This window comes from Maricaulis sp. (genome assembly GCF_017642925.1).
GTDB lineage: Bacteria > Pseudomonadota > Alphaproteobacteria > Caulobacterales > Maricaulaceae > Maricaulis.
In genome coordinates this window covers 12,635-38,048 of record NZ_JAEPOL010000027.1, presented here as the reverse complement: position 1 = coordinate 38,048, position 25,414 = coordinate 12,635, and the positions used below count along the sequence as shown (strand labels likewise).

29 protein-coding genes and 2 pseudogenes are annotated in these 25,414 nt (G+C 63.9%); 26 read left to right on the top strand and 5 right to left on the bottom strand.

From position 1 onward, the window contains the following. A pseudogene (locus JJ918_RS16485) lies at window positions 1-121 on the top strand (IS110 family transposase); the annotation flags it as partial. A gap of 67 nt (window positions 122-188) precedes the next feature. Here the strand turns inward: JJ918_RS16485 and hemB are convergent. Next, a complete protein-coding gene (gene hemB / locus JJ918_RS16480; RefSeq protein ID WP_291889801.1) occupies window positions 189-1,169 on the bottom strand; it encodes a porphobilinogen synthase in 981 nt (326 codons plus the stop codon). Window positions 1,170-1,324: 155 nt separating this feature from the next. Between hemB and JJ918_RS16475 the strand changes: the two genes are divergently transcribed. From JJ918_RS16475 to JJ918_RS16440, 8 genes are all read left to right on the top strand, one after another. Next, window positions 1,325-2,461, top strand: a complete 1,137-nt coding sequence (locus JJ918_RS16475; RefSeq protein WP_291889798.1) for an isobutyryl-CoA dehydrogenase — start codon at window positions 1,325-1,327, stop codon at window positions 2,459-2,461. Between the two features lie 219 nt (window positions 2,462-2,680). Further along, the gene (locus tag JJ918_RS16470) at window positions 2,681-2,923 is read left to right on the top strand and encodes a hypothetical protein (RefSeq protein WP_291889795.1); all 243 of its coding nucleotides are present in this window, start codon (window positions 2,681-2,683) and stop codon (window positions 2,921-2,923) included. A gap of 25 nt (window positions 2,924-2,948) precedes the next feature. Then, a complete protein-coding gene (locus JJ918_RS16465) occupies window positions 2,949-3,281 on the top strand; it encodes a hypothetical protein (RefSeq protein WP_291889792.1) in 333 nt (110 codons plus the stop codon). A gap of 21 nt (window positions 3,282-3,302) precedes the next feature. Beyond that, a complete protein-coding gene (locus JJ918_RS16460; protein ID WP_291889789.1) occupies window positions 3,303-4,367 on the top strand; it encodes an enoyl-CoA hydratase/isomerase family protein in 1,065 nt (354 codons plus the stop codon). Between the two features lie 38 nt (window positions 4,368-4,405). Beyond that, window positions 4,406-5,296, top strand: a complete 891-nt coding sequence (gene mmsB / locus JJ918_RS16455) for a 3-hydroxyisobutyrate dehydrogenase (RefSeq protein WP_291889786.1) — start codon at window positions 4,406-4,408, stop codon at window positions 5,294-5,296. Window positions 5,297-5,460: 164 nt separating this feature from the next. Continuing rightward, window positions 5,461-5,952 carry a MarR family transcriptional regulator gene (locus JJ918_RS16450; RefSeq protein WP_291889783.1) on the top strand — a complete coding sequence of 164 codons (492 nt, stop codon included), beginning with the start codon at window positions 5,461-5,463 and terminating at the stop codon, window positions 5,950-5,952. Between the two features lie 224 nt (window positions 5,953-6,176). Further along, window positions 6,177-7,403, top strand: a complete 1,227-nt coding sequence (gene hemA / locus JJ918_RS16445) for a 5-aminolevulinate synthase (RefSeq protein ID WP_291889780.1) — start codon at window positions 6,177-6,179, stop codon at window positions 7,401-7,403. A gap of 30 nt (window positions 7,404-7,433) precedes the next feature. Further along, complete coding sequence (locus JJ918_RS16440; RefSeq protein WP_291889778.1) at window positions 7,434-7,661, top strand: hypothetical protein; 228 nt, start codon at window positions 7,434-7,436, stop codon at window positions 7,659-7,661. Between the two features lie 15 nt (window positions 7,662-7,676). Here the strand turns inward: JJ918_RS16440 and JJ918_RS16435 are convergent, their stop codons facing one another. Beyond that, window positions 7,677-8,099, bottom strand: a complete 423-nt coding sequence (locus JJ918_RS16435; protein ID WP_271186537.1) for a MucR family transcriptional regulator — start codon at window positions 8,097-8,099, stop codon at window positions 7,677-7,679. Between the two features lie 265 nt (window positions 8,100-8,364). On the opposite strand from JJ918_RS16435, the gene glyA reads away from it, so the two are divergent. The 13 genes from glyA (at window position 8,365) to JJ918_RS16370 (ending at window position 18,850) form a co-directional block, all read left to right on the top strand. Beyond that, window positions 8,365-9,672, top strand: a complete 1,308-nt coding sequence (glyA, locus tag JJ918_RS16430; RefSeq protein ID WP_291889775.1) for a serine hydroxymethyltransferase — start codon at window positions 8,365-8,367, stop codon at window positions 9,670-9,672. A 9-nt stretch (window positions 9,673-9,681) separates the two neighbouring features. Continuing rightward, window positions 9,682-10,167 carry a transcriptional regulator NrdR gene (gene nrdR, locus JJ918_RS16425; protein WP_291889773.1) on the top strand — a complete coding sequence of 162 codons (486 nt, stop codon included), beginning with the start codon at window positions 9,682-9,684 and terminating at the stop codon, window positions 10,165-10,167. Further along, complete coding sequence (locus JJ918_RS16420) at window positions 10,164-10,739, top strand: RibD family protein (RefSeq protein ID WP_291889770.1); 576 nt, start codon at window positions 10,164-10,166, stop codon at window positions 10,737-10,739. The genes nrdR and JJ918_RS16420 overlap by 4 nt, the downstream gene beginning before the upstream one ends. Continuing rightward, complete coding sequence (locus JJ918_RS16415; protein ID WP_291889768.1) at window positions 10,739-11,350, top strand: riboflavin synthase; 612 nt, start codon at window positions 10,739-10,741, stop codon at window positions 11,348-11,350. The genes JJ918_RS16420 and JJ918_RS16415 overlap by 1 nt, the downstream gene beginning before the upstream one ends. Further along, window positions 11,347-12,468, top strand: a complete 1,122-nt coding sequence (ribB, locus tag JJ918_RS16410; protein ID WP_291889766.1) for a 3,4-dihydroxy-2-butanone-4-phosphate synthase — start codon at window positions 11,347-11,349, stop codon at window positions 12,466-12,468. Before JJ918_RS16415 ends, ribB begins: the two co-directional genes overlap by 4 nt. 3 nt (window positions 12,469-12,471) lie before the next feature. Next, window positions 12,472-12,903 carry a 6,7-dimethyl-8-ribityllumazine synthase gene (gene ribH, locus JJ918_RS16405; protein ID WP_291889764.1) on the top strand — a complete coding sequence of 144 codons (432 nt, stop codon included), beginning with the start codon at window positions 12,472-12,474 and terminating at the stop codon, window positions 12,901-12,903. Further along, window positions 12,900-13,388, top strand: a complete 489-nt coding sequence (gene nusB / locus JJ918_RS16400) for a transcription antitermination factor NusB (protein WP_291889762.1) — start codon at window positions 12,900-12,902, stop codon at window positions 13,386-13,388. Before ribH ends, nusB begins: the two co-directional genes overlap by 4 nt. A 2-nt stretch (window positions 13,389-13,390) precedes the next feature. Continuing rightward, window positions 13,391-14,353 (top strand): thiamine-phosphate kinase, encoded by a 963-nt coding sequence (gene thiL, locus JJ918_RS16395; RefSeq protein ID WP_291889759.1) that lies wholly within the window; start codon window positions 13,391-13,393, stop codon window positions 14,351-14,353. A 39-nt stretch (window positions 14,354-14,392) separates the two neighbouring features. Continuing rightward, on the top strand, window positions 14,393-14,929 hold the full coding sequence (locus JJ918_RS16390; protein WP_291889757.1) for a hypothetical protein: 537 nt from the start codon (window positions 14,393-14,395) through the stop codon (window positions 14,927-14,929). A gap of 201 nt (window positions 14,930-15,130) precedes the next feature. Next, window positions 15,131-17,224: a sodium-translocating pyrophosphatase gene (locus JJ918_RS16385; protein WP_291889756.1), complete on the top strand. Its 2,094-nt coding sequence runs from the start codon at window positions 15,131-15,133 to the stop codon at window positions 17,222-17,224. A 119-nt stretch (window positions 17,225-17,343) separates the two neighbouring features. Beyond that, window positions 17,344-17,595, top strand: coding sequence for a type II toxin-antitoxin system Phd/YefM family antitoxin (locus JJ918_RS16380; RefSeq protein WP_291889754.1), 252 nt, complete (start codon window positions 17,344-17,346; stop codon window positions 17,593-17,595). 15 nt (window positions 17,596-17,610) lie between these two features. Continuing rightward, on the top strand, window positions 17,611-18,024 hold the full coding sequence (locus JJ918_RS16375; RefSeq protein ID WP_291889752.1) for a hypothetical protein: 414 nt from the start codon (window positions 17,611-17,613) through the stop codon (window positions 18,022-18,024). A 61-nt stretch (window positions 18,025-18,085) separates the two neighbouring features. After that, entirely contained in the window at window positions 18,086-18,850 is a 765-nt protein-coding gene (locus JJ918_RS16370) for a glutaredoxin (RefSeq protein WP_291889749.1), read from the top strand. Here the strand turns inward: JJ918_RS16370 and JJ918_RS16365 are convergent. Both JJ918_RS16365 and JJ918_RS16360 read right to left on the bottom strand, forming a co-directional pair. Further along, window positions 18,847-19,521 carry a 2OG-Fe(II) oxygenase gene (locus JJ918_RS16365; RefSeq protein ID WP_291889747.1) on the bottom strand — a complete coding sequence of 225 codons (675 nt, stop codon included), beginning with the start codon at window positions 19,519-19,521 and terminating at the stop codon, window positions 18,847-18,849. The genes JJ918_RS16370 and JJ918_RS16365 overlap by 4 nt on opposite strands. 55 nt (window positions 19,522-19,576) lie before the next feature. Beyond that, a complete protein-coding gene (locus tag JJ918_RS16360; protein WP_291889745.1) occupies window positions 19,577-19,987 on the bottom strand; it encodes an ACT domain-containing protein in 411 nt (136 codons plus the stop codon). A gap of 74 nt (window positions 19,988-20,061) precedes the next feature. Between JJ918_RS16360 and JJ918_RS16355 the strand changes: the two genes are divergently transcribed. From JJ918_RS16355 to JJ918_RS16345, 3 genes are all read left to right on the top strand, one after another. Next, window positions 20,062-20,433, top strand: coding sequence for a cupin domain-containing protein (locus tag JJ918_RS16355; protein ID WP_291889743.1), 372 nt, complete (start codon window positions 20,062-20,064; stop codon window positions 20,431-20,433). A 101-nt stretch (window positions 20,434-20,534) separates the two neighbouring features. Further along, window positions 20,535-21,935, top strand: coding sequence for a dihydrolipoyl dehydrogenase (gene lpdA / locus JJ918_RS16350; RefSeq protein ID WP_291889741.1), 1,401 nt, complete (start codon window positions 20,535-20,537; stop codon window positions 21,933-21,935). A 62-nt stretch (window positions 21,936-21,997) separates the two neighbouring features. Beyond that, the gene (locus JJ918_RS16345) at window positions 21,998-22,657 is read left to right on the top strand and encodes a hypothetical protein (RefSeq protein WP_291889739.1); all 660 of its coding nucleotides are present in this window, start codon (window positions 21,998-22,000) and stop codon (window positions 22,655-22,657) included. Window positions 22,658-22,661: 4 nt separating this feature from the next. Here JJ918_RS16345 and JJ918_RS16340 read toward each other — a convergent pair. After that, window positions 22,662-24,310: pseudogene (locus tag JJ918_RS16340) on the bottom strand (AMP-binding protein). A 270-nt stretch (window positions 24,311-24,580) separates the two neighbouring features. Between JJ918_RS16340 and JJ918_RS16335 the strand changes: the two are divergent. After that, window positions 24,581-25,351 (top strand): hypothetical protein, encoded by a 771-nt coding sequence (locus JJ918_RS16335; RefSeq protein WP_291889737.1) that lies wholly within the window; start codon window positions 24,581-24,583, stop codon window positions 25,349-25,351. The last annotated feature ends 63 nt before the right edge of the window (window positions 25,352-25,414 follow it).

The window sequence follows — 25,414 nt, the reverse complement described above, 5'->3', positions numbered from 1 at the left end:
CGTCTTCAACCGCCTCGTCGAGGCCGGAAAACCCAAGAAACTCGCCCTCATCGCCGTCGCCCGAAAACTCCTCGTCACCCTCAACGCCATGCTCAGAGACCAAAAGCCATACGCCCCATAAACACAGTTGCCGGCACTGCGTCCCGCCGTCGCGGGACATCCGGCCGGGATGACAGCGAGGTTGTCGGCTAACCGTTCAGCACCCGCGCCGCCCGAGGTGCGAAATAGGTGATGATCCCTGCGGCGCCCGCGCGCTTGAAGGCGAGAAGGCTTTCCATCATCACGCGTTCGCCGTCGATCCAGGCATTGGCAGCGGCGGCCTCGATCATGGCGTATTCGCCGGAGACCTGGAAGGCGTAGACCGGGACGGGGAAGGTATCGGAAAGGGCGCGGACGATATCGAGATAGGGCAGGCCGGGCTTGACCATCACCATGTCGGCACCCTCGGCGATGTCGAGCTCGACCTCGCGGATCGCCTCGTCGCGATTGGCGGGATCCATCTGGTAGGTCTGCTTGTCGCCTTTCAGCGCCGCCGCCGAGCCGATCGCCTCGCGATAGGGACCGTAGAAGCCGGAAGCGTATTTGGCGGCGTAGGAGAGGATCATCGTGTCGTGATGGCCGTCCGCTTCCAGCGCATCGCGGATCGTGCCGATGCGGCCGTCCATCATGTCGGACGGGGCGATGACATCGCAGCCGGCCTGCGCCTGTACCAGGGCCTGGGCGACCAGTTGTTCGACGGTGGCGTCATTGGCGATGCGATCGCCATCGAGCACGCCGTCATGGCCGTGCGTGGTGAAGGGGTCGAGCGCGACATCGCAGATCACGCCGACATTGGGCGCGGCGTCCTTGATCGTGCGGATCGCATTGGGGACCAGACCGTCCGGATTGAGGGCCTCGGAACCGGAATCATCCTTCTTCGCCGGATCGATGTGCGGGAAGATCGCCATCGCCGGAATGCCCAGATCCTGGGCTTGCTTCGCCGCCTTCGCCAGTGCGGAAAGCGACAGGCGGTCGACGCCCGGCATCGCCATCACCGGTTCGACCGGATCGGCCGTGTCGGACACCACGACGGACCAGATCAGATCGTTCACTGTCAGGGTGTTCTGGCGCACGAGGCGGCGCGACCAGTCGGCCTGACGGGTGCGGCGAAGGCGTGTGGACGGGTACATGGCGGGCGCGTGTCCTTGTCGTCAGAGGCCGGAATGACGGCCGGGGTGTGCGTTATCGAACTTGCCGCGCGCGTCAGCCCGCGTTACGGCTCCGTTCCAAATCGCTTCGGCAAAATTTGTCTCCACAGGACCATATAAGCAACAGGAGCGCTGCGGTGCATTTCGCTCTCACAGAAGATCAGACCCTCATTCGCGACATGGCGAGAAAATTCGCCGAAGACCGTCTCAAGCCCAATGCGGCCCGCTGGGACGAGGAAAAACACTTCCCCGTCGAGGTGATGCGCGAGGCGGCCGAGCTCGGCTTTGCCGGTATCTACACGCGCGAGGATGTCGGCGGCTCCAATCTGACGCGTCTCGATGCCGCACTCATTTTCGAGGAATTGTCGCGCGGCTGTGTCGCCACGGCGGCCTTCCTGTCGATCCACAACATGTGCGCCTGGATGATCGACACCTGGGGCAATGAGGACCAGCGCCAGCGCTTCCTGCCGCAGATGATGACGATGGAGAAGATCGCCTCCTACTGTCTCACCGAACCGGGTGCGGGCTCGGATGCGGCCAGTCTGAAGACCAAGGCCGTGCGCGACGGCGATCACTACGTGCTCAACGGCGCCAAGGCTTTCATCTCCGGCGCGGGCACGTCGGACTATTACGTCGTCATGTGCCGCACGGGCGGCGAGGGGCCCAAGGGCATCTCGACCATCGTGGTGGAAAAGGACACGCCGGGTCTCTCCTTCGGCGCCAATGAGAAGAAGATGGGCTGGAATGCCCAGCCCACGCGCATCGTCAATTTCGAGGATTGCCGCGTGCCGGCAGAGAACCTGCTCGCCGAAGAGGGCATGGGCTTCACCCTGGCGATGAAGGGGCTGAATGGCGGCCGCATCAATATCGGCGCCTGTTCCCTGGGCGGCGCTACCGAGGCGTTCGAGGTGGCCAAGGCCTATGTCGGCACCCGCAAGCAGTTCGGCCGCGAGCTGTCGCAATTCCAGGTGACCCAGTTCAGGTTGGCCGACATGGCGACCGAGCTGGAGGCGTCGCGCCTGATGCTCTACCGCGCTGCGGCCTCGGTCGATGCCGGCGATCCGTCCGCGGCCAAGTATTGCGCCATGGCCAAGCGGTTCGCGACGGACACATGTTTCGACGTCGCCAATCAGGCCTTGCAGCTGCATGGCGGCTACGGCTACCTCAAGGATTATCCGCTCGAGCGGATCGTGCGTGACCTGCGCGTCCACCAGATCCTGGAGGGCACGAACGAGATCATGCGCGTCATCATCGCGAAAGATGAACTGAAATAGGACGAGCCGAAACAGGAGAGCGTCATCGCCGAGGAAAACCAGCCGGGCCTGTCGAACCGGGCCTTCGAGACCAGCGAGGCTGCCTTCCAGGCGGCCTGTAGCGAGCTGAATACCGTTCTCGCGCCGGAGCAGCCGCTGCCGGCCATCATCCTGGATGCGCGCAGCGAGTTCGGCTCGGACGCGCCGCTCGCCTTCGACAGCGACGGCAACGCCAATGTGATGCTGAAAGTGGCGTCCGAGGATGGCGGTTTCATCGTCTTCTCGCGTACGATCGGAGCCCCGCAGAAGGGGCTGGATGCCGGTGACCTGGTCTGCTGGGTGCCGTTGCAGCATGACGAGGCGCTGGCCAAGGAGTCCAACGATCCGCGCTTTGGCTGGGTCGGTCTGGTGTTCGCGGCCCTGGAGCCGGAATGGAAGGACGGCGACTGGGTGATGCGCGAATTCTACGGCGAGAGCGAATAGGTTTCTGATGGAGGCAGGCCGCGCAATGATCTGCCGGACCTACCGGTTCGGGACAGCCTGTCCCGGCAAGCCGGTCTCTGTAGAGATTTTTGCGCCTCGTGAGGAGGAAACCGGTGATTTCAGCTGCCGGTTGCGGATAGACGGGCTGAAGGAAAAACCGTTCGACACGCGGATTTTCGGGATCGATAGCCTGCAGGCCACGATGCTGGCTTTGCAGCTAGCGGGAACGGAGTTGTATGGAGCCGGCGACCACCCCGGACCGCATGTCTTCCTCTATGCGCCCAACGACAATCTGGATATTCCAACGACAACCACCGTCCTGGACCATGTAAAACGCCGCGACCCCCGAGGCGGCTGACTGTAGCAAGGCTTGATACACATGACCGACGAACCGGAAATCATCGCCCGCAAGACCGGCCAGGTGGGCCGTATCACGCTGAACCGTCCCAAGGCGCTCAACGCGCTGACCCATGGCATGTGTCTCGACATGATCGAGGCCCTGGAAGCCTGGAAGGATGACGACGCGGTCAAGGCGGTCGTGGTCGACGGGGCCGGCGAGAAGGGCTTCTGCGCCGGCGGCGACATTCTCCAGCTGCACAATTCGGGCAAGGCCGGGGATGACCGGGCCTGGCTGTTCTGGCGCGACGAGTATCGTCTCAACACGCTGATCCATCACTATCCCAAACCCTATGTCGCCCTGATCGACGGCATCACGATGGGCGGCGGTGTCGGCGTGTCGGTGCACGGCTCGCACCGGGTAGCCGGCGATCGCACGATGTTCGCCATGCCGGAAACCGGGATCGGCTTTCACCCGGATGTCGGTGGCGCCTATTTTCTGCCGCGCCTGGCCGGTGAGATCGGCACCTGGATGGGGTTGACCGGCGCGCGCCTGAAGGCGCCGGACTGTATCGCCGCGGGCCTGGCGACGCACTACTGCCCCTCCGGCCAGACCGAAGCGCTGACCGCGGCGCTGGAGACGGCGGACCTGTCCGACGAGGACGCGCTGGAAGTTCTGCTGGAGGAATTCTCCGGCGATCCCGGCGACAGCGATCTGGCGCATACGCGCGGCCTGATCGATGCGGCTTTCGCCGGCGACCGGGTCGAGGACATTGTGGCGCGGATCGAGGGCGCGGGCGACAGCTGGTCTGCCAAACAGGCCCAGATCATCGCCAGCAAATCGCCGACGGCGCTGAAGCTGACCCTGGCCTGCCTGCGCAAGGGCGGGGATATCAGCTTCGAGGACGTGATGCGGCAGGATCTGCGCGTGTCCAGCTGGTGCCTGACGGGCACGGATTTCTATGAGGGCGTGCGTGCCGTGATCATTGACAAGGATCATGCGCCGAAATGGTCGCCGGCGACGGTGGCCGAGGTTGACGATGCGGCGATCGAGGTCGCCTTTGCGCCGCTCGACAGTGATCATGAAATGACATTCCTCGGCGAATAGCGCCGGTCCAACGAGACAATTCCACGGGAGAAGCAGTGATGGCGAAGATTGCCTTTATCGGTCTTGGAAACATGGGATCGGGCATGGCGGCCAATCTGGTGAAGGCCGGGCATGAGGTTCTGGCCTTCGATCTCAGCGCCGATGCTGTCGCTCACGCTGTGAACAGTGGCGCCAGCGCTGCGGCGTCGGCTGCCGAAGCGGTTGCGGCGGCGGAGGCCGTGGTGACCATGCTGCCGGCGGGCAAGCATGTGCGCGCAGTCTATGAGGGCGAGATTTTCGGCGCGGCGTCGCCCGGCACGCTGTTCATGGACTGCTCGACCATCGACGTTGCCAGTGCGCGCCATGTCGGCGGGCTGGCCGTGGAGAAGGGGTTCCGCTTTGTCGACGCGCCTGTTTCCGGCGGTGTGGCAGCCGCCCAGGGCGGCACGCTGACCTTCATGGTCGGCGGATCGGAAGCCGATTTCGCGGCCGCCGAGGTCTTCCTCGATGCGATGGGCAAGGCGGTGCTGCGCGCCGGCGATCTGGGCGCCGGGCAGGCGGCCAAGATCTGCAACAACATGCTGCTCGCCATCACCATGATCGGCACGTGCGAGGCCTTTGCGCTTGCCGACAAGCTGGGTCTGGACGCACAGAAATTCTTCGACATCTCGTCCAAGGCGTCCGGCCAGTCCTGGTCGATGACCAGCTATTGCCCGGTGCCGGGGCCGATCCCGACCACGCCGGCAAACAATGGCTACAAGCCGGGCTTTGCCACGGCGATGATGCTGAAGGATCTCAAACTGGCCCAGGATGCCGCCCAGACCGCCGGGGCGACGACACCGCTGGGTGCCCAGGCCGAAGCGCTCTACGCCATGTTCGACAATCTCGGCGGCGGCGCGTCGGACTTCTCCGGAATCTACAAACTGCTCGACGGCAGCTGGGGCGAATAGCCGGCGGGCGGTTTCGGCCGAGAGGATTTCCCAAGGCCTGCCGGCGTCTTCGCAAGAAGTCGGCAGCCGCCGTCCGCAACGGATTGTATCCCGTTAAGGGGATTTTTGCCCTTTGCCGCTAGGCTCCGCTCACAAGATCGAAAAAGATCGGGTGGAGTGGTCAAATGGTCATGGCAGAAAACATGGCGCCGGATGCGGCGCCGAACATGGAATATCTCGAGCTTCTTCAACTCGTGGAGCGCCTGCACCGGCAGCTCCTGGATGTGGTGAAGGACGAGCTCGACCGCGAGGGGCTGGACGATCTGAACTCGGTCCAGGCGCTGCTGCTCTTCAATATCGGTGACCAGGAACTGACTGCCGGCGAGCTGCGTACGCGCGGCCACTATCTCGGCTCCAACGTCTCCTACAATCTCAAGAAGCTCGTCGATGCGGGCTATATCCGCCACGAGCGCTCTGAAGTCGACCGCCGTTCGGTCCGCGTCAGCCTGACCGAAACCGGTCATGCTGTCCGCGCCCGGCTGAACACGCTGTTCGCCCGCCAGGGCACGGCGCTGTCGCCGGTCGGTGGCGTGGATGTGGACCAGTTGCCGGCGGTGAATACGGCGCTGACCCGTATTGAACGCTTCTGGGCCGATCATATCCGGTTCCGCATGTAGCCAGCGACTGTCTCCGACCAGAATCGAGGCGCGGTTTCCCCGGAAACCGCGCCTTTTCTTTGCGCCTGAGTGTCGGTTATGATGCAGCTATAACAGGGGCATGCAGCATTTGTTGTGAATTATTGCTGAGGTGCGGCGCTCTGTCCTGTCGCGATCGGGAAACAATCCCTCTAAAACCCGATCCGAGGCCTGTTCCGGCTGCAGAATCAAGAAAGGCACCGCCCATGAACTATCAGAACGCCTTCGCGGACGCGGTCCGCCGGGTCAAGGCGGAAGGCCGCTACCGGGTGTTTGCCGATCTGCTCCGCCGCAAGGGCGAATTCCCCGTTGCACGCTGGCGCTCGCCGGGTGGCGATGTGCGCGATGTGACGGTGTGGTGCTCCAACGATTATCTGGGCATGGGTCAGGTGCCCTGCGTCGTCGAGTCGATGAAGAAGGCGATCGACGATGTCGGGTCCGGTGCCGGCGGTACGCGCAATATCTCCGGCACGACCCATTACCACGTTGAACTGGAACGGTCGCTGGCCGACCTGCACCGCAAGGACGGCGCGCTGCTCTTCACCTCGGGCTACATCGCCAATGAGGCGACGCTGTCGACGCTGGGCAAGATCCTGCCGGGCCTGATCATGTTCTCCGACGAACTCAATCACGCCTCGATGATCGAGGGTGTGAAGGGCGCACGCTGCGAAAAGCGGATCTGGCGCCACAATGACGTCGAGCACCTGGAAGAATTGCTGGCCGCAGCACCGGCCGATGCGCCGAAAGTCATCGCCTTCGAGTCGGTTTACTCGATGGATGGCGATATCGGTCCGATCGAGGCGGTCTGCGATCTGGCGGAAAAATACAACGCCCTGACCTATCTCGATGAAGTGCACGCTGTCGGCCTCTACGGCCTGCGCGGTGCCGGTATTGCCGAACGCGACGGTCTGATGGATCGCGTCGACATCATCGAGGGCACGCTGGGCAAGGCGTTTGGCGTGATGGGCGGGTACATCGCCGCCGACGGGGCGATCTGCGATGCGATCCGCTCGATGGCGCCGGGCTTCATCTTCACGACGGCGCTGCCGCCGGCCCTGGCCGCGGGTGCCCGCGCCAGTGTCGAATACCTCAAATCCTCGCATCACCTGCGTGAACAGCATCAGGAACGCGCCGCCACGCTGAAGTCTCGCCTGAACGGTGCCGGTTTCCCGGTGCTGGAAAGCTCCGTTACCCATATCGTGCCGGTGCATGTCGGCGATCCGGTACTGTGCAAGCGCATCTCGGACATGCTGCTCGACGATCACGGCATCTATGTCCAGCCGATCAATTATCCCACCGTGCCGCGGGGCACGGAGCGGCTGCGCCTGACGCCGACGCCCTTGCACACGGACGCAATGTTCGACACGCTGATCGAGGCGCTGGACGATGTCTGGCAGCGCGCGTCGGAACAGACCGGGGTGGCCCGCGCCTGACACTCCGGCGGCGGTCATTCTGGAGCGGCGATGTCCGGTCGTGAAATCTATATCGAGGTGATCGCGATCGGGCAGGCGCTTCGGGTCGCCGCGATCGACGCCGAGACCGGCGAGGAACTGGTTTTCCAGGTTCCCCGCAACACGCCGCGCGAAGAGATCGACGCGCTTGCCCGCGCGAAGGTCGAGTGGAAACTCTCACGCAATGCAGACAATAAAAAACGGCCGGACACTGGGTCCGGCCGTGGTATTCGTGTGTGATATCCGAACGGAAGATCAGCCGTCCTTCTTGCCGCGCCCCAGGCCGATATCCTTGGCAAACTGCGAACGCTTGCGCGAATAGGCCGGTGCGACCATCGGGTAATCCGACGGCAGGTTCCATTTGCGGCGATAGTCGTCCGGCGACATGTTGTATTGCGAGCGCAGGTAGCGCTTCAGCATTTTCAGCTTCTTGCCGTCTTCCAGGCAGACGATGTAGTCGTCGCTCACCGACTTCGATACGGCGACGGCCGGCTTCGTCTTCGGCTCCTGTTTGACCGTCGTTTCCGACACGTCCTTCATGGTCGCATGCACGGACTTGATCAGATCGGGGACGTGCTCGGCCGGCATGGAATTGTGGGACAGATAGGAGGCGACGACGTCCGTCGTCATGCGCAGGAGTTCTTCCTTGTCGATTTCGGGGAAATTGTCATCTGCCATGATCAAACCTTCAAACGTTCGGGGGACGGCCGGGCCGGAATAGTGGCCCGATTCAAATTATCGATGGGCGTTGGATATTATGTGGCAATGTGAAGTTCAAGCTCAAGCATCAAATTTCATTTGCGGCAGAGCAGTTGGCGACAGCAGTTTCAAATAATCTCAAATTGAGACTTGTGTGAGAAATCCGGGCAGTCCGGCGGAAAACCCGGCTTGTATCACAGGGGAGCGGGCCTTATCACACGGGGCAGCCGAGTAAGGAGTCGTCATGCCGGACAATCAGGCCGAAACGGGCGCCAACACCCCGTTCTTTTCCCGCTCCATCGTCGAATCCGACCGTGAGGTGGCTCATGCGATCCATGCCGAGATTCAGCGCCAGCAACAGCAGATCGAGCTGATCGCCTCCGAGAACATCGTCTCGCGTGCGGTGCTCGAAGCACAGGGCTCGCCGCTGACCAACAAATATGCCGAGGGTTATCCCGGCCGCCGCTATTACGGCGGGTGCGAGCATGTCGATGTCGTCGAGACCCTGGCCATCGAGCGCGCCAAGGCGCTGTTCGGCGCGGCCTATGTCAACGTCCAGCCGAACTCCGGCAGCCAGGCGAACCAGGGTGTCTTCCTGGCGCTGCTCAAGCCCGGCGACAAGATCCTGGGCATGTCGCTGGATGCCGGCGGCCACCTGACCCATGGCGCGCGCCCCAACCTGTCGGGCAAATGGTTCGAGGCTCACGCCTATGCCGTGCGCGAGGCGGATGCCCGGATCGACTATGACGCGCTGCGCAAGCAGGCCAACGAGGTCAAGCCGCAGCTGATCGTGGCGGGCGGTTCGGCCTATCCGCGCGAGATCGATTTCGCCGCGTTCCGCAGCATTGCCGACGAGGTCGGTGCCTATCTCATGGTCGATATGGCGCACTTTGCCGGCCTGGTGGCCGGGGGCAGCTATCCCAACCCGATGCCGCATGCCCATGTCGTCACCACGACCACGCACAAGACGCTGCGCGGTCCACGCGGCGGCATGATCCTGTCGAACGACGAGGAGCTGGGCAAGAAGATCAATTCCGCGATCTTCCCGGGGCTTCAGGGCGGTCCGCTGATGCATGTCATCGCCGGCAAGGCCGTGGCCTTCGGCGAGGCGCTGCAGCCGGACTTCAAGGACTATGCGAGCCAGGTCATCGTCAATTGCCGGGCCATGGCCCAGGCGATCATCGATGGCGGCTATGCCATCGTCTCGGGTGGCACGGACAGCCATCTGGCGCTGGTCGACCTGCGTCCCAAGGGCTTGAAGGGCAATGCGGCCGAACAGGCGCTCGAGCGCGCCTATATCACCTGCAACAAGAATGGCGTGCCCTTCGATCCGGAGAAGCCGACGGTCACGTCCGGCCTGCGTGTCGGCTCGCCGGCCGGCACCACGCGTGGCTTCGGCGAGGCCGAGTTCACCCAGATCGGCCAGATGATGGTCCGGGTGCTCGACGCGCTGGTCGACAACCCGGACGGCAATGCCGAAATCGAGGCCGCTGTGCGTGACGAGGTCAAAGCACTGACCGCACGCTTCCCCATCTACCCGGAACTGGCCTAAACTGACCGGATGCGTTGTCCTTTTTGCGGTCATCCCGATACCCAGGTTAAGGATTCCCGTCCTGCAGAGGACGGGAATGCCATCCGTCGCCGTCGCCAGTGTCCGTCCTGCGCGGCCCGTTTCACCACGTTCGAGCGCGTGCAGCTGCGCGAGCTCACCGTGCTCAAGAAGTCGGGCCGGCGCGTGCCGTTCGACCGCGAGAAGTTGAACCGGTCTATCCAGCTGGCGATGCAGAAGCGGAATATCGAACCGGACCGTATCGACCAGATGATCTCGGGCATTGTCCGGCGGCTGGAGTCGACCGGCGAGACCGATGTTACCTCCGACCGGGTCGGCGAGCTGGTGATGGAAGGCCTCAAGGGCCTCGATGCGGTGGCCTATGTCCGCTACGCCTCAGTCTACAAGGACTTCCACAAGGTCGAGGATTTCCGCGAATTCATCACCGACGAGCATCTGACCGCCAGCAAGGGCGCGTCGGCTGACGACGACGAATGACCGGCGCGGCGCGTCCGCGTGTCACCCTGAAACTGGCAACCTCGCTGGACGGGCGGATTGCCCTGGCCAATGGCGCGTCGCAATGGATCACGGGCCCCGAGAGCCGGGCCGAGGTGCATCGCATGCGCGCGGCGCATGAGGCGATCCTGACCGGTATCGGCACCGTTCTCGCCGACAATCCGCGTCTGACTGCCCGGCCTGAAGGCGGCTGTGACCGTCAGCCGGATGTGGTGATCATGGACAGCCGCGACCGTACGCCGAGCGATGCGGCCGTGTTTGCGGAGACGGGGCGTTCGGTAACGCTGGTCCCGCACGGCGACCTGGCGCGGGCCGTTGCCCAGTACAACACCGTGATGATCGAGGCTGGCGCACAGATCGCCGCCGCGGCCATCGCGGCGGATTTGGTCGACCGGATCGAATGGTTCCGGGCACCGGTCCTGTTGGGCGGCGATGGCCTGGCGGTTGTCGCAGCCCTCGGGCTTGAGACGCTGGAGGCGGCCCCCATCTTCAAGCGCACCGGTATCCGCGAACGCGGTGCCGACCTGCAGGAAAGCTACGAACGGATCCGCTGATGTTCACCGGTATCGTCACGGCCAAGGGCCGTATCCGAAGCATAACCGGCAATGAGGTGCGCCGCTTCGATATCGAGGCGCCCTGGAAGCCGGACACGATCGATATGGGCGCCTCCATCGCCCATGCCGGTGTTTGTCTGACCGTGGTCGACAAGGGCGAATGGGGCGAGGGCGGCTGGTACACGGTCAAGGTCTCGCCGGAGACGCTGCGCCTGACGACGCTGAGCGCTTGGAGTGAAGGCGGAACGGTCAATCTGGAGCGCGCACTGAAAATGGGTGACGAGCTGGGCGGACATCTCGTGACAGGACATGTGGACGGTGTCGGCCGCGTGGTCGAGCGGCGCGAGGAGGGCGAATGGCTGGTCTTCACGATTGAGCCGCCGGAAAACCTCAACAAATTCATTGCGAAAAAGGGATCGATCACGGTCGATGGCGTGTCCCTGACGGTGAATGAAGTCACCCGCACCACCTTCGATCTGATGATTATTCCGCACACCGCCGAGGTCACGACGCTGGGCGGGCTGCAAAAAGACGCGCGCGTCAATCTTGAGGTCGACACGATGGCGCGCTACGCCGCGCGCCTGAACGAGTTTTCGGAGACCCCCGCGTGAGCGAGAGCGATATCCCCCTGTCCCCGATCGAGGACATCATCGAGGACGCCCGCAATGGCCGGATGTTCATCCTGGTCGATGCGGAGGACCGCGAGAACGAGGGCGACCTCGTCATTCCTGCCAAGTTCGCAACGCCGGACGCGATCAACTTCATGGCCAAGCATGGTCGTGGCCTGATCTGTCTGGCGATGGACCAGGAGCGGATTGCGCATCTGGGCCTCAAGCTGATGGCGTCGGACAATCGCTCGCGTCACCAGACGGCGTTCACGACGTCGATCGAGGCCCGCGAGGGTGTCACCACCGGCATTTCCGCGCATGACCGCGCCCGCACCATCGAGGTCGCGACCGACCCGTCCAAGGGCGCCGACGATATCGCGACACCGGGACATGTCTTCCCGCTTGTGGCGCGCGATGGCGGCGTTCTGGTCCGCGCAGGGCACACCGAGGCTTCTGTCGATGTTGCCCGGCTGGCGGGCGCTGGATCCGCGGGCGTTATCTGCGAGATCATGAATGAAGACGGCACGATGGCGCGGCTGCCCGATCTCGTCGCTTTCGCCCAGCTGCACGGGCTGAAGATCGGCACGATTGCCGACCTGATCGCTTATCGCCGCCGCAATGACCGCTTCATTGAGCGCCGCCTGGAGACCGATTTCACCAGCCGGCATGGCGGTCCGCTGAAGCTGATCGTCTTCCGCAACACGATTGACGGCGCCGAACACGTGGCCCTGGTCAAGGGCGAGCCCTCCCATGCCCGGCCGACCACGGTGCGCATGCACAAGGTGTCCTTCGTGGACGATGTGCTGCAGGAGGAGGGGCCGCGCGGCGAACTGGTCGAGGCCGGTATCCGCGCAATCGCGACCGCCGAGGGCCCGTCGGTGATGGTCTTCATCCGCGAGACCTCCCACACCGCGATCATGGAACGCCTGGGCGCCAAGCCCGTGAAGGCGGACGATGAACGCGAAGCCCAGCGCCTGCGCGAGTATGGCGTCGGTGCACAGATCCTGCTGGACCTGGGCGTGAAAGAAATGATCCTGCTCTCCACCAAGCCGCATACGATTGTCGGCCTGGAGGGCTATGGGCTGAGCGTGCGCGAAGAGCGCCATTTTCCGGAGGACTAGCGCATGAGCGCTCCCAAACTCCTGATCGTCGCAGGGACTTTCTATCGCGATATTGCCGACGCCCTGATCAAGGGCGCAAAAGGGGCCGCCGAGGCTGCCGGTGCCACGGCCGAACTGGTCGAGGTTCCCGGTGCGCTGGAAATCCCGGGCGCCATCGTCCAGGCCGAGATCGCCGAGGCGGATTTTGACGGCTATGTCGCCCTGGGCTGCGTCATTCGGGGTGAGACGACGCATTATGATTATGTCTGCACCGAAAGCGCGCGCGGGCTGATGGAGCTAAATCTCAACGGTGTCATCGCCGGAAATGGTATCCTGACGGTCGAGAACCGCGCCCAGGCTCTCAAGCGGGCCGTCGACAAGAACAAGGGTGCGGATGCAGCGAATGCGGCCCTGGCGCTGATCGCGCTGCGCGACCGCTTCGGGAGTTCGAAATGAGCGCACCGCAAAAATCCAAGGAAACGCCGTCCGAGGCCCGCGCCCGTCTGCGCCGTGCGGCCCGCCTGGCAGCCGTTCAGGCGCTCTACCAGATGGAGATCGGCGGACGCGGCGCCAGCACGGTCATCCGTGAATTCCGCGATCACCGTTTCGGTGCAGCCGGCGAGGGCGAGGAATTCGTCGAGGCCGATGAGGATTTCTTCGACTCGCTCGTGTCCGGCGTCGTGGAACGCCAGGCCGTGGTCGATCCCGCGATCGACGGCCTGCTGGCCGATGGCTGGCGCATGGAGCGGCTGGACGCCACGGTGCGCGCCATCCTGCGTGTCGCCGGCTATGAGCTCTTCCAGCGCAAGGATGTGCCCGCGCGTGTGGTGATCGACGAGTATGTCGATGTCGCCAATGCCTTTTTCGAGGGCTCCGAGCCGAAATTCGTCAATGCCGCGCTCGACCGCTGTGCCCGCCAGGCGCGTCCGGACGAATTCTGATCATGGCGTCCGGCGGCGAGTTCGATTTCATCCGGACACGCCTGGGACCGCTGACCCGGAACCACGCGGCGGCTCTCGGCCTGCGCGACGACGCGGCCGTGCTGGACGTGCCTGCGGGACAACAGCTGGTGCTGGCCTGCGACACGCTGATCGCCGGCGTGCATTTCCGGACAGATGACGGCGCCGCAGTTGCAGCCGCGCGCGCCATGCGCTCCAACGTCTCCGATCTTGCCGCGATGGGGGCTCAGCCGCTGGGCTATCTCAGTGCGCTGAGCTGGCCGCGCGGGATCGATCCGCTCTGGCGGGATGAATTCGTGGCAGCGCTGGCGGAAGAGCAGGACCGGTTCGGCCTGGTGCTTCTGGGCGGTGACACGACGTCCACACCCGGCCCCATGACGGTAACATTGACGCTCCTTGGATGCGTCACAGAGGGGACATCGCTGCTACGTTCCGGTGCCATTGCGGGCGATGATGTCTGGGTGACGGGCACGATCGGCGATGCGGTGCTGGGACTGGCCTCGCTGGAGGGGGAGGCCGGCGCTCCAGCGGAGCTGGTCTCGCGCTATACACACCCGATGCCGCGGCTGACGGCCGGTCTCGCGCTGAGGGGGATCGCAACCTCTGCCATCGATATTTCCGACGGTCTTCTGGCGGACGCCGCCCATATCGCAGAAACGAGCGGGCTGGGGCTCGAGATAGTCGCAGATCGGGTGCCGCTGTCGGCGCCGGCGCTGGCCTGGCTCGATGCGGGGGGCGAGGGCGGTCTGGGCCGCTTGCTGAGCGGCGGCGACGATTACGAACTCCTCTTCACCGCACCGGCCTCGCGCCGGGCCCAGGTGGAGGCGCTGTCGCTGGATGCACCGGTGACGCGGATCGGCCGCGCCGTGGCAGGCGAGGGCGTGACCTGTCTGGGACCGGACGGCGAGCCCGTGACAATTGACCGGGCCGGATTTACGCATTTTTGAGGCGTTTCTGACAGGGTGAAGGCGATTGGAGCTGATCCCATGCGTCTTCTGCTTGCCGCGATCCTGACCCTTGCCCTGCAATCCGGGGCCTTCGCCCTCGGGGGCGGAGGCGGCGGTGGTGGTGGTGGCAATGGCGGTCACGGATCGTCCGGCGGCGGCAATGGCAATCGCTTTCTGCTGGTCTTCAACCGCACGGTCGAGGACGAGGAAGATCATGGCGACAGCTATGTCGGCGATGAAGACGAGGTGGACGACGATCCGCGCGCCTTCAACCTGCCGGCTCTCGTCGCCCCCCTGTCGCGCGACGGACGCCTGACGGGCTTTGCCTATGTCCATGTGCGGGTGCGTGCGGCGGACGGCCAGAATGTCTGGTCGATGCAGGAGAATGCGCACTATGCGCTGGATGCCCTCGTGCGGGCGGCCTACCGCATCCCGGTCAGCCGGGCGGACGGCCAGCAGCTCGACATTTCCCGGGCCGAAGAGGTCTGGTCCGAGGTGCTGCGCGAACAGTATGGCGCCAATGCGATCGACCATATCGAGATTCGCAGCTCCGACACGCGCCTCCTGATGCGCTAAAGCGCCTTCGCAACTGCGGTAAGTATTGGATTTCGAAATCCAAAGTTCGCGTGTTGCGCCGCCCCCATGACTTGGGCATAGTCACCTTAACAATAACAAGAAGAAGCGGGGGACATGCAGGCGGTTCGCGTGGTTCTCACGCGTATGCTTCCCCCTATCCTTTCGTGACCAGAGAGAAGTCATAAAACGGGGCTGGAAGCCATGAACATGCTTTTATTGGCCATTGGGGCCGCTGTCCTTGCCATCATCTACGGCGTCATCCAGACGCAGCGTCTGATGGCGGCGAGCGCAGGGACCGAGAAGATGCAGGAGATCGCATCGGCCATCCAGGAAGGCGCGAACGCATATCTCAAGCGCCAATATACCACCATCGCCATTGTCGGCATTGTCGTCTGTATCCTGATCGCGGTCTTTCTGGGCTGGCAGGTTGCCCTGGGCTTCGCCATCGGCGCGGTCCTGTCCGGCGCAGCAGGCTTTATCGGCATGCTGGTTTCGGTCCGCGCGAATGTGCGCACGACGCAGGCCGCAAGCACGAGCCTGGCCGCGGGCCTGGCTGTGGCGTTCCGCTCCGGCGCGGTCACGGGGATGCTTGTGGCAGGCCTGGCCCTCCTGGGGGTCGCCGGTTATTACTGGGTTCTGACCGGCCCTATGGGACTGGTCCTGGGTGAGGGGGCCTCGGGCCGCATCATCATCGACTCCCTGGTGGCGCTCGGCTTCGGCGCCTCGCTGATCTCGATCTTCGCCCGTCTGGGCGGCGGTATCTTCACCAAGGGTGCGGACGTCGGCGGCGACATGGTCGGCAAGATCGAAGCCGGGATCCCGGAAGACGATCCGCGCAACGCCGCGACCATTGCCGACAATGTCGGCGACAATGTCGGTGACTGCGCCGGCATGGCGGCCGACCTGTTCGAGACCTATGCGGTGACCGTGGTCGCCACCATGGTGCTCGCGGCGATCTTCTTCACCGGCGGCCTGGCCTCGCAGATGGTGCTCTACCCGCTGGCGATTGCCGCGGTGTGCATCGTCACCTCGATCATCGGCACTTTCTTCGTCAGCCTGGGCAAGGGCACCAATGTGATGGGCGCGCTCTACAAGGGCCTCATCGTGGCGGGCATCCTGTCCATCGGCGGTTTGTGGCTGGTCACGAATTTCACGATCGGCATGGGTGAAATCGCCGAAGTGAACGGCAAGATGATCACGGGCATGAACCTGTTCATCTCCGGCCTTATCGGCCTTGTCGTGACGGCGGCCATCATCTGGGTGACCGAATACTATACCGGCACCGGCTACCGGCCCGTGAAGTCCGTCGCCCTGGCGTCGGAATCCGGTCATGGCACCAATGTGATCCAGGGTCTGGCCGTGTCGCTGGAATCCACCGCTCTGCCGGCGCTGATCATCATCGGCGGCATTCTGGGCACCTACACCCTGGCGGGCCTGTTCGGCATCGCCATCTCGGTGACGACCATGCTGGCCCTGGCCGGTCTGATCGTTGCGCTCGATGCCTTCGGCCCGGTCACGGACAATGCCGGCGGTATTGCGGAAATGGCGGGTCTGGACGACTCGGTGCGTGAAACTACCGACACGCTGGATGCGGTCGGCAACACCACGAAAGCCGTCACCAAAGGCTATGCGATCGGTTCAGCCGGCCTGGGTGCGCTGGTGCTCTTTGCCGCCTACACGACCGATGTCGAGCACTTGCTGGGGATCGAGCCGAACTTCTCGCTCGAGAACCCGTATGTGATCGTCGGCCTCCTGTTCGGCGGGCTTCTGCCCTACCTCTTCGGCGGCATGTCGATGATGGCTGTGGGCCGGGCTGCGACTGCGGTCGTTGCCGAGGTGCGCCGCCAGTTCAAGGAGATCCCGGGCATCATGGAGTTCAAGGCCAAGCCGGATTACGGCAAGGCGGTGGACATCCTGACCAAGGCGGCGATCCGCGAGATGATCGTGCCATCGCTTCTGCCGGTGCTCTCGCCGATCGTGCTCTACTTCGTGATCCTCGGTATTGCCGATCAGGCCCAGGCCCTGGCAGCCGTCGGTGCGATGCTGCTGGGCGTGATCGTCAACGGGCTCTTCGTCGCGGTCTCCATGACCGTCGGCGGCGGCGCCTGGGACAATGCCAAGAAGTATATCGAAGACGGCAATCATGGCGGCAAGGGCTCGGAAGCCCACAAGGCCTCCGTGACCGGCGATACGGTGGGCGATCCCTACAAGGACACCGCCGGTCCGGCCGTGAACCCGATGATCAAGATCACCAATATCGTGGCACTCCTCCTGCTGGCCTTCCTGGCAAGCTAGGGCAGGGCACACCTGAGAAACTGGAAAGCCCCGGCCAAGCTGGCCGGGGCTTCTTCTTGCCTGTGGAAATTCTACGGAAAATACGTATAATACGAAAATTACGTATTTGGAGCGTTGTGATGAGCCAGCAATACTCGACGACGGAACTTTCCAGAAACTGGAGTGAAATCAGCGCTGCGGCACAGCGGCGTCCGGTCACGCTGACGCGGCATCGCAAGGCGCAATTCGTCCTGCTCAATGTCGAGGACTACCAGGCCTTGCTGGAGCGGGCAGGGACCCGCCGCGCTCACCTTACCCGGGAGACACCCGATGATCTCGCGCGCGAGATCGAAGCCGCGATTGCCGACTACGCAGACGATTCGGAACGATAGCGGATCGCGGCCGGTATGGGAGATTTCGACCAATTCCAGACGGGCTGCGTAATCCGGTACCCTTACTTGTGGGCGCGTGAAGCTACCGCCGGCGAGACGGAGGGGCGAAAACCCAGGCCGACCGTGGTCGGGATACGCCTTAAGCGGTCGAGCGGCGATGCCCTCGTTCTGCTTCCGATTACGTCACGAGCGCCGCCCGCGGGGACCACGGCTGTTGAAATTCCCGATACCGAAAAGCGCCGGGCCGGACTGTCGACAGATATCCGGCTCTGGATCGTCCTTGACGAGTTCAATCACGATATTCCGGGACAATCCTGGTACCTCGAACCGCACAGCGCGCTGGGCTCGCTCAGCAGGGCCTTCCTGCTTCCGGTGATGAAGCAGTTCGTCGCCATGCTGGGTAAAAAACGGCAGGTCAATCGCCTGTAGGGATCGGAACGCTGCGCCGCACCTCGCGTTGCATCCTTTGGAAGCAGACAGCGAGGCTGCAATGACTGCGACCGATACGCCGGCCGCCGGAAAGACCGCCCGTCTCTACCGCATGGTGATGCCGGACCATGTGTGCCCCTACGGCCTGAAGTCGAAAGCGCTGCTGGAGCGCAAGGGATACACGGTCGAAGACCATCACCTGACCACGCGCGAGGAGACCGACGCCTTCAAGGCCGAGCATGATGTCGAGACTACGCCCCAGACCTTCATCGGGGCCGAGCGGATCGGCGGGTATGACGCGCTTCGCGCTTTCTTCGGCCATCCCCTGAAGGGGACGGGGCAGACCAGCTACCAGCCTGTCATTGCGCTTTTCACCATGGCGGCGTTGATGGGAGGCGCGGTCAGCTGGCTGACCCTGGGCAGGCTGGATGCCGGGCTCTGGCTGACATCCGCCATCCCGGTCGCCATGTGCCTTCTGGCGGTGCAGAAGCTGCGCGATGTCGAGAGCTTCTCGACCATGTTCCTCAATTACGACCTGCTGGCGCGCCGCTGGGTGCCCTATGGCTATCTCTATCCTTTCGGCGAGGCGCTGGCGGGCGTGCTGATGCTGGCCGGGGCGCTGACCGTCATCGCCGCGCCCATGGCGATCCTCATCGGCGGCATCGGGGCCGTGTCGGTGTTCAAGGCCGTCTATATCGACAGGCGCGAGCTGAAATGCGCCTGCATGGGCGGCGGCAGCGATGTGCCGCTGGGTTTCGTCTCGCTGAGCGAAAACCTGATGATGCTGGGCATGGGCCTGTGGATGCTGGTCCGGCTGGCTGGTTAGGCGATCGGCAGGGCGCGGGTCTGCAGCGCCGGTGCGAGGCCGCGATCATTGCAGCGATGCCAGCCGGCGATGGAGAAGCGCTCGCGCCGGGCCGGGATCACCTCGTGCGGGATGTCCTCGGACAGGAAAATGGCCAGCGTGCCGAATTCCGGCCGCACCTCGTCCAGCACCTGGTCGCTGTCGGGCGCATAGATGCGCAGATGGCCGCCATCGGCGGCGTCCCAGTCGCGATTGAGGTAGAGTACCGAGGAGAGGACGCGGTTGCGGGCGCCGCGGAAACTGTCCAGATGGCGCTTGTAGAAGCCGCCGGGTTCGTAGACCGCGTAGTGGGCTTCAAAGGCGAACAGGCCCAGTATGAGGCGGTAATTCACCTCGCGGCGCAGCGCTTCGGCAAAGGCGAAATAGGCGGTCTGGGCCGGGCTTGAACCATCGAGCCATCTGGTCTTGTCGCGCCGGACCTGTCGGACAAGCTCGTGATCGTCGCCGCGGCCGATACCGGCGGCGGTCATTTCGCAGTCCTGCCAGAGGCTTTCGGCTTCCTGCGCCAGAGCCCCCAGCATGTCCGCATCGGCAAGGCGGCACACCGACCAGCCCTGTCCGGCGAGATCGTCGCACAGCGTGTCGGCGTTGAAGGCGGGCAGGCCGGTCAGGCCCAGGGCAGGAAGGCTCAATGCCGTGTCACCTGTCGAAGAAGATGCGCGCTGATAGGGCCGGCGGGCCGGGCGGTCAATCGAAATCGGAGCCGGCCGAGAGCCGTTCGAGAACGGCCATGGCCTCTTCGGCGCGATCGACGGGCACGAAGAGATGGTCGTGAAAATAGCCCGCCACCGGATTGCAGCCGATTCCGGCCTGTGCAAGCGCCTGCGCGATGGCAGCCATGAAACCGACGGCCTCGAGTGCGGAATGGATGTGCAGGGTGATACGGCGGCAGGGAAAGACCGTTTCCAGGTTCGCGCGGGCTGCCAGCCCGGCATCCAGAATGAGCGTCGTGCCTTCGTCTTCGGCATAACGCATCAGGGGCGACAGACCGGATGGTTCTGCTGTTCCGGGCGGCAGGGTTGCGAACACCCACACGCCGGGGTGAAGACGCGGAGACATGCCTTTCAGGAGGCTTTCAAGATCGGTTTCGCCGTGCATGGGGGACTCCTGTCTTCGATACGGTTCATGGTATGCGTGTGTGGTCATCGCCCTGTCGGCGGCCGGAGGAACTCATGCCTGTTGAAGTCATCTCGTTGGCGGAAAAACACAGCCAGTTCAAGGATACCTGGGCGCCGCGCCGGGTGGCAAAGCTGGACAATTACGAGATCAAGCTGGCGAAGGCCGAGGGGGCGTTCGACTGGCATGCGCATCTGGATGAGGATGAGTTCTTTCTCATCACGCGCGGCATCCTGAAAATCGAGATCGAGAATGCCGAACCGGTGATTCTCGGGCCGGGTGAAATGTGCGTGATCCCCAAGGGCGTCAGGCACCGCCCGGTCGCGCAGACCGAGAAGGTGCACATGATGCTGATCGAGCGCGCCGGTGTGGTGAATACGGGCGACAATCCGGACAGCGATCTGACCCAGACGATCACCGATCTCTAGGCGGTCAGCCTGGCTCTCCCATTGATCGCGAGGGGAGCAGCCGTTATATCGCGACTCCCGGCCCGGGTTTTATTTCGCATGCAAACAAACGAGGTCTCCGCATGAGCTCCAACGCATTCGACGTGATCGTGATCGGCGGCGGACCTGGCGGCTATGTGGCCGCGATCCGGGCCTCCCAGCTGGGTTTCAAGACGGCTGTTGTCGAGCGCGCGCATCTGGGCGGTATCTGCCTCAACTGGGGCTGCATCCCGACAAAGGCGCTGTTGCGGACCTCGGAAGTCTATCACCTGATGCAGCATGCCAAGGATTTCGGCCTGTCGGCCGAGAAGATCGGCTTTGACGTCAAGGCGATCGTCAAGCGCTCGCGCGATGTTGCCGGACGCCTGTCCGGCGGTGTCGGCATGCTGATGAAGAAGCACAAGATCCAGGTGATCGAAGGTGAGGCGAAACTGGCCAAGGGCGGCGAGGCCCCCAAGGTTGTCGTCGGCAAGGAGACCTATACCGCCAAGCACGTCATCCTGGCGACGGGCGCCCGGGCACGCACCGTGCCGCAAGCCGGTCTCGAACCCGATGGCGACAAGATCTGGACTTATCGCGAGGCCATGGTGCCGGACAGCATGCCGAAATCCGTGCTGGTCATCGGTTCCGGCGCGATCGGTATCGAGTTCGCCAGCTTCTACAACACGATGGGCGCCGATGTGACGGTCGTCGAGATGATGGATCGTGTGCTGCCCGTCGAGGACGAGGAAATCTCCGCCTTCGCCGCCAAGAGCTTCAAGAAGCAGGGCATGACGCTGATGACCGGCGCCCAGGTCGAGAAGCTCGACACGTCAGGCAAGACGGCCAAGGTCAGCGTGAAGACGTCGAAGGGCAAGACCGAGACGATCGAGGTCGAAAAGGTCATCCTGGCCATCGGCATCACCGGTAATGTCGAAAATCTCGGCCTGGAAGAGCTCGGCGTGAAGATCGAGAAAGGCCATGTCGTGAATGACGGTTTCGGCCGCACGAATGTGAAAGGGCTCTATGCCATCGGCGATGTCGCCGGTCCGCCCTGGCTGGCCCACAAGGCCTCGCACGAAGGCGTGGTCTGCGTGGAGAAGATTGCCGGCCAGGACGTGCACGCCTTCGAGACCGGCAATATCCCGGGCTGCACCTACTGCCATCCGCAGATCGCCTCTGTCGGTCTGACCGAAGCGAAGGCGAAGGCGGCCGGGCATGAGGTGAAGGTCGGCCGTTTCCCCTTCGTGGGCAATGGCAAGGCGATTGCCCTGGGCGATGATCAGGGCCTGGTGAAGACCGTGTTCGACGCCAAGACCGGCGAGCTTCTGGGCGCGCACATGGTCGGCGCCGAGGTCACCGAGCTGATCCAGGGCTATGCCGTGGCGCGTCAGCTGGAGACCACCGAGGCCGAGCTGATGCACACCGTCTTCCCGCACCCGACCCTGTCGGAAATGATGCATGAAAGCGTGCTGGACGCGTACGGGCGGGCGCTGCACATCTGACCTGCATCCAAAAGGGCTGTGCCGGGCATCATGAGATCGAAAACCGATCTCGTGAGGATGCCATGCTGAAACCTTTCCTGCTCTGCGCCGCGGCTGCAACGGCCCTGTCGGCCTGTACCTATGATGTCCACGGCAGGGGGGAGGGTCGCTCGGTCGATGCCGCCGGCCTGGTGGCCTCGCGCAATGTGGACGTGCCCGGCGATGCCGAATTCTCCGGCATGTTCGTCGGCGCCGATGGCCGGGTCGGCCGGGATCTGGAACTGTCCGGCGCGACCGTGCGCTCGAACATGATCGTCGGCCGTGATCTGGAAGCATCCGGCGGGCGGGTGCGGTTCACCGGCGAAGTCGGCGGCGATGCCGAAATCTCGGCCGGAACGGCCGACATCGATGCGCGCATTGCCGGCCATACCGAAATCGCGGCCGGCCGGGTCACACTGGACGGTCATCTGCACGGATCGCTGGAGATGGATGGCGGGCACATGGTGCTGCGCGCCGATGTCGACGGGCCGGTGACCGTGCGTGGCCATGGCCGGAATGATGGCGATGGCCGGGTCGAGATTTCAGGACGTCTGGGGCAGGGCGGCCTGATCTGCGCCGCGGAAGTCGAGCTGCGGTCCGGTGCCCGGCTGGAAGGCGGCTTCCTGGTGATCTCCCATACGCGACCGGACGGCGAAGGCTTCGAGTGGGAAGCCCTCGGCCGCCGCGATTGCGAGGATCTCTGATCCGCTACTCTGCGGGTTCGGTGGCCGCTGGCTTCAGCTCGTCGGCCATCAACGCCTCCACCGTTTTCTGGACGGTGCCGTAATCGGTCTTGCCGGTGCCCAGCACCGGGATCGATTCGACGTGGATGATCTTGCGCGGGATCGCCAGTTCGGAAATGCCGTGATTGCGCGCGAAGGCGACCAGGTCCGCCCGGTCGGCCTTGGCATCGTCTGTGAGCAGGATGACCTGCTCGCCCTTGCGCTTGTCCGGAATGGCGGCGGCGGCGTGCATGCTGTCCGGCCAGAGCGAGGTGGCACAGTTCTCCACCACGGCGAGGGAGACCATCTCCCCGCCCAGCTTGGCAAAACGCTTCACGCGGCCGCGGATGCGGATGAAACCGTCCTCGTCGATCGAGACGATATCGCCGGTATCGTGCCAGCCGCCCTCGGGCGCCTCCAGCTGCAGCGGGGCGGAGGGGCGGATATAGCCCTTCATGATATTGGGGCCGCGAATGTGCAGCTGACCGCCATCGTCGATCCCCTCGACCGGCACCAGACGCGCCTCACAGCCCGGCAGCAGCTGGCCGACCGTGCCCGGGCGGTTGTTCTCCGGCTGGTTGACCGACAGCACGGGCGCCGCCTCGGTGAGGCCATAGCCCTCGACGATCTCGACATTGAAGCGCCGGCGCAGGGCCGAGCGTGTCTCGTCCTTGACCCGTTCCGCACCGCAAAGCGCAGCGATGACAGATCGTCCGGATCGGCGGCCCGCGCATACTGGTTCATGAAGGTGTCGGTGGCGAACAGGATGGTCGCCTTCGTCTCGGCGATCCGCTTGACGATGGTCTTGGCCTGCAGCGGCGTGGGATGGCAGATCGCCGGCACGCCGAGGCCGAGCGGCACCAGCACGCCGCCGGTCAGTCCGAAACAGTGGAAGGTCGGCAGCGGATTGAACACCAGATCGGTCGGGTAGATCTTGATGTGGTCGCGCACCTGCTCGACATTCGCCAGCAGGTTGGCATGGCTGAGCACGACGCCCTTGGGATCGCCTTCCGTGCCCGAGGTGAAGAGATAGACGGCCGGGCTGTCCGGATCGGGACGGGCGCGCACCAGGGACGGCATCACCATGCCGACGGCCGCGGCGAGCTTGTCGCCCAGCGACAGGTTCTCGCGCACATCCTCCAGATAGATCAGCTCGTGATCCTTCTTCAGCTCGGCTTCCAGCTCCTGCAGCTCGCCCAGCTCGATGAAGCGGTGCGCGGTGACGATGCGCTTGGCCTTGCAGGCCTGGCAGGCCGCCTTCAGCGCCCGTTCGCCGGCGGTGAAGTTGAGCATGGCCGGGATCCGGCCATAGGCCGAGATCGCGAAGAAGGAGATGATGGCACCCGCGCCCGTGGGCAGGAGTACGCCGACGGCCTCGCCCTTTTCGGTCCCGGCCTTGAGGGCATGGCCCAGCGCGAAGGAGGCTTTCACCAGATCGTCATAGGTGAGCTCCCGGCCGTCGGCATCGACGGCGGCGAGCTTCTTGCCGCCATAACGGTTTCTCGATTCGATCAGCGACTTGAAGACCGGCTTGCGAATGCGCGCCGGGTCGAGATGGGCGCCCTTGTAGACCTGTCCGGATACGCCCTGCGTACCGGTGTCCGGGGTGAGCCCGGCGGCCGGAGTGTCAGCCATGTAATCCTCCCGTGTACGCCCATACGTGCAGGCGCCGTGTATTGGGAATGATTTTAGCTGCGCTTGACGCGTAGGGAAGGGGCAGGCTGCGTGCGGGCTTTCTTTCTGCGGGCGGCATCTCGTAATTCAAAAAATATTTATCGAAAAACGGAAAAATCTCCTTGATATCGTTTTTCGATAATGTATGGTTTGAATCAACGCTGGGGAGCGTAGACCCGGATTTCCAAAACGCCAGGTGGCAGGATGTCCGGGACGTTATGGGAGAGTTGAATGACCAAGCTCTGGCTTGCTGCCACGGCCCTGACCACCGCACTGATGACGTCGGGCTGCGTTATTGTCGTCGCCGACGAAGGCGATGGTGCCAAGATGATGCGCCAGCACCGGTCCGCGGACGGTTATATCGTGCTCGACCGCGACGGCGATTACAGCCGTCTGAGCGGCGATCTGAACCTGCGCGGCCGCCTGGGCGGCGATCTCAGCCTCGTTTCGGGCGATGTCGATGCCGACGGTCTTGAAGTCGGTGGCGAAGTCTCGATCGCAGCGGGTGACGTGAATTTCACCGGCAAGGTCGATGGCGAAGTGTCCATTGCCGGTGGCGATGTGAGCTGGAACGGCGAGGCCGGTGACGAGCTCTCGATCGCGGCAGGCAATCTCACGGTGCGCGGCCATATTGCCGGTTCTGCCAGCCTGGCCTCAGGCGATATGGAGGTCGATGCGACCTTCCGGGACGGCCTGTCGGCGCATGCCGGGTCGATGACGATCAATGGCGAGGTTCATGGCCCGCTCGAACTCGTTGCGATCAACGAGATGCGCCGCAATCGCGATTATGACGATGAGGGCGATATCGAGATCGGTGCCCGCGTCCATGATGGCGGCCAGGTCTGCGGTATCCGTGTGACCATCGCGTCGACGGCCCGCATTGATGGCCGCTTTGAAGTCTTCGCCGAGCATCAGCCAGTGGTCGAGTCGGGCGCCCGTGTGGACGACCTTGTCTTTACCCTGCGCGATCGCCGCGACTGCGAAGACCTGATCGACAACTGAAACCGGTAGGGACCGGAATTCATTTCAACAACCGACCTGACTGCCGGGGGGCGCAGGGAGAGA

What these genes read in the sequence shown, in the direction of transcription:
- JJ918_RS16435 (WP_271186537.1), bottom strand. Translation starts at nt 8,099, where the DNA reads ATGGCAGATGACAATTTCCCCGAAATCGACAAGGAAGAACTCCTGCGC.
- mmsB (WP_291889786.1), top strand. Translation starts at nt 4,406, where the DNA reads ATGGCGAAGATTGCCTTTATCGGTCTTGGAAACATGGGATCGGGCATG.
- hemA (WP_291889780.1), top strand. Translation starts at nt 6,177, where the DNA reads ATGAACTATCAGAACGCCTTCGCGGACGCGGTCCGCCGGGTCAAGGCG.
- JJ918_RS16390 (WP_291889757.1), top strand. Translation starts at nt 14,393, where the DNA reads ATGCGTCTTCTGCTTGCCGCGATCCTGACCCTTGCCCTGCAATCCGGG.
- JJ918_RS16360 (WP_291889745.1), bottom strand. Translation starts at nt 19,987, where the DNA reads ATGCACGGCGAAACCGATCTTGAAAGCCTCCTGAAAGGCATGTCTCCG.
- JJ918_RS16355 (WP_291889743.1), top strand. Translation starts at nt 20,062, where the DNA reads ATGCCTGTTGAAGTCATCTCGTTGGCGGAAAAACACAGCCAGTTCAAG.
- JJ918_RS16450 (WP_291889783.1), top strand. Translation starts at nt 5,461, where the DNA reads ATGGTCATGGCAGAAAACATGGCGCCGGATGCGGCGCCGAACATGGAA.
- glyA (WP_291889775.1), top strand. Translation starts at nt 8,365, where the DNA reads ATGCCGGACAATCAGGCCGAAACGGGCGCCAACACCCCGTTCTTTTCC.
- JJ918_RS16465 (WP_291889792.1), top strand. Translation starts at nt 2,949, where the DNA reads ATGATCTGCCGGACCTACCGGTTCGGGACAGCCTGTCCCGGCAAGCCG.
- JJ918_RS16380 (WP_291889754.1), top strand. Translation starts at nt 17,344, where the DNA reads ATGAGCCAGCAATACTCGACGACGGAACTTTCCAGAAACTGGAGTGAA.
- thiL (WP_291889759.1), top strand. Translation starts at nt 13,391, where the DNA reads ATGGCGTCCGGCGGCGAGTTCGATTTCATCCGGACACGCCTGGGACCG.
- JJ918_RS16415 (WP_291889768.1), top strand. Translation starts at nt 10,739, where the DNA reads ATGTTCACCGGTATCGTCACGGCCAAGGGCCGTATCCGAAGCATAACC.
- JJ918_RS16420 (WP_291889770.1), top strand. Translation starts at nt 10,164, where the DNA reads ATGACCGGCGCGGCGCGTCCGCGTGTCACCCTGAAACTGGCAACCTCG.
- lpdA (WP_291889741.1), top strand. Translation starts at nt 20,535, where the DNA reads ATGAGCTCCAACGCATTCGACGTGATCGTGATCGGCGGCGGACCTGGC.
- JJ918_RS16440 (WP_291889778.1), top strand. Translation starts at nt 7,434, where the DNA reads ATGTCCGGTCGTGAAATCTATATCGAGGTGATCGCGATCGGGCAGGCG.
- JJ918_RS16375 (WP_291889752.1), top strand. Translation starts at nt 17,611, where the DNA reads ATGGGAGATTTCGACCAATTCCAGACGGGCTGCGTAATCCGGTACCCT.
- hemB (WP_291889801.1), bottom strand. Translation starts at nt 1,169, where the DNA reads ATGTACCCGTCCACACGCCTTCGCCGCACCCGTCAGGCCGACTGGTCG.
- JJ918_RS16370 (WP_291889749.1), top strand. Translation starts at nt 18,086, where the DNA reads ATGACTGCGACCGATACGCCGGCCGCCGGAAAGACCGCCCGTCTCTAC.
- ribH (WP_291889764.1), top strand. Translation starts at nt 12,472, where the DNA reads ATGAGCGCTCCCAAACTCCTGATCGTCGCAGGGACTTTCTATCGCGAT.
- nusB (WP_291889762.1), top strand. Translation starts at nt 12,900, where the DNA reads ATGAGCGCACCGCAAAAATCCAAGGAAACGCCGTCCGAGGCCCGCGCC.
- JJ918_RS16470 (WP_291889795.1), top strand. Translation starts at nt 2,681, where the DNA reads ATGCTGAAAGTGGCGTCCGAGGATGGCGGTTTCATCGTCTTCTCGCGT.
- JJ918_RS16345 (WP_291889739.1), top strand. Translation starts at nt 21,998, where the DNA reads ATGCTGAAACCTTTCCTGCTCTGCGCCGCGGCTGCAACGGCCCTGTCG.
- JJ918_RS16335 (WP_291889737.1), top strand. Translation starts at nt 24,581, where the DNA reads ATGACCAAGCTCTGGCTTGCTGCCACGGCCCTGACCACCGCACTGATG.
- nrdR (WP_291889773.1), top strand. Translation starts at nt 9,682, where the DNA reads ATGCGTTGTCCTTTTTGCGGTCATCCCGATACCCAGGTTAAGGATTCC.
- JJ918_RS16460 (WP_291889789.1), top strand. Translation starts at nt 3,303, where the DNA reads ATGACCGACGAACCGGAAATCATCGCCCGCAAGACCGGCCAGGTGGGC.
- JJ918_RS16385 (WP_291889756.1), top strand. Translation starts at nt 15,131, where the DNA reads ATGAACATGCTTTTATTGGCCATTGGGGCCGCTGTCCTTGCCATCATC.